This is a genomic window from Mycobacterium sp. E3247 (assembly GCF_001667785.1).
In the GTDB taxonomy this organism is placed as follows: Bacteria; Actinomycetota; Actinomycetes; order Mycobacteriales; family Mycobacteriaceae; genus Mycobacterium.
Genome location: NZ_LZJG01000448.1, coordinates 1 through 1529, shown reverse-complemented (window position 1 = coordinate 1529; position 1529 = coordinate 1). Strand labels below are relative to the sequence as shown.

The 1529-nt window shown below is 72.8% G+C and carries 2 pseudogenes; both read left to right on the top strand.

Annotated elements, in window-relative coordinates:
* Positions 1-422 (top strand): annotated as a pseudogene (locus tag A9X04_RS22440) (hypothetical protein); the annotation flags it as partial.
* A 155-nt stretch (positions 423-577) separates the two neighbouring features.
* Positions 578-1462, top strand: a pseudogene (locus A9X04_RS22435) (hypothetical protein); the annotation flags it as partial.
* Positions 1463-1529: the final 67 nt, after the last annotated feature.

Sequence of the window (1529 nt, the reverse complement as noted above, 5' to 3'; positions counted from 1 at the left end):
CTTGCCGCCGTGTCGCGCTAACGAGTTCGAAATCACCCGCGACATTCACCAGCGTGGCCGACGTGCCCCCGCCGCCGGTGGTGGTCACCACGCAGGCGCCGCCGGTCTGGACCCCGCGACACACCGCGCCGCCGTCGACTCAGGCGCCGACCACGACGGCCGTGACGACGCCCCCGCCACCGACCACCACGACCGAGACGCCGCCCCCGCCATCGACCACCACGCCCACCACGTCGACGGTGCCGATGACCACCGAGTGGATCCACGTCCCGCTGCTGCCGGTGCCGATTCCGATCCAGGTTCCGCAGACGCAGGCCCCGCAGACGCAGGCGCCGCAGTACACGCCGTATCCGCAGTATCCGCAGCAGTACCCGCAGTACCCGGGGAACTCCCAGAATCCGTTCCTGAGCCCGGGCTACTAGCCGCCCCAACCGCCCGAAGCGTTCCTGCTGAGCGCGCTCCATGAGCGCGTCCGCGCCCGCGCGGGTAGGTTTGGTGTCACCCGGTCGGGCGGGGGTTCATCCCGCGGCGCCCTCACGCGGGGCCGCGGAGAAATCAGCGGACTGTGGAGGCGTACGTGGACATCGTGCTGGGGGTCTCAATGGCTCCCGAGACGGTCCGCCTGGTGGTCATCGAGGGGCAGGACGCCGACGGCGTCACCGTCGAACAGGACGAGTTCGAGGTCGCCGCCACCGGCGGCGAACCGGTGACCGCCGGCGCGGTCGACCAAGTGCTTGCTGCCATCGGCGGTACCCGCGAAGGCGCGCTTGCGGGCGGCTACCACTTGGTGTCGACCGGAGTGACCTGGACGGACCCCGCCGGTGTGGGCGCACTGCGGGATGCGATGGCCCGCAACGGCATGGGCAGCGTGATGCTGGTGTCCCCGTTGCTGGCGGCGGCCGCCCTCGCCCAGACCGTCGGGTCCGCGCTCGACTACGAGTACATCGCGATGCTGTTCGTGGAACCCGAGACCGCGACCCTGGCCGTCGTCGACGTCACCGACGGTTCGATAGTCGACCTGCACCGCCGGCAGCTGGCCCACCCGCGGCAGGGGCCGGTGGCCGCCGAGTTGGCGGCGATGGTCGCCGGGCTCAACGCGCGGGGAACGCGGGCGGACGGCGCCTTCCTGATCGGCTGCGGCACGGACATCGTCGCCGTCAAACCCGCGCTCGAGGAGGCGACCCCGCTGGAGGTGACGGCTCCGGAGGAACCGGAGATGGCGCTGGCCCGCGGGGCGGCGCTGGCGTCGGCGAACGCGCCGCTGTTCGCCTCGTCCACGGCCGCCCTGGCGTACGCGCTGGACCCGGGCACCGGAGAGCTGAGCCCGCAGCCGCTCGGCCCGACCTACCTCGACGTCTGGGGCAACGCGGACCCCGGCGCGCTGGCCTACAGTGCCGTCGCGGACGAGGACGAGGTGATCCCGCGCCGGCGCAGGCCCATGTTCCTCGCCGGCAGCGCGCTGGGGTCCGCGTTGCCCCAGACGTCGAGGTAGGTCGGGCCGAGCGGCTGCGGGCTCAGCTCTCCGGTGC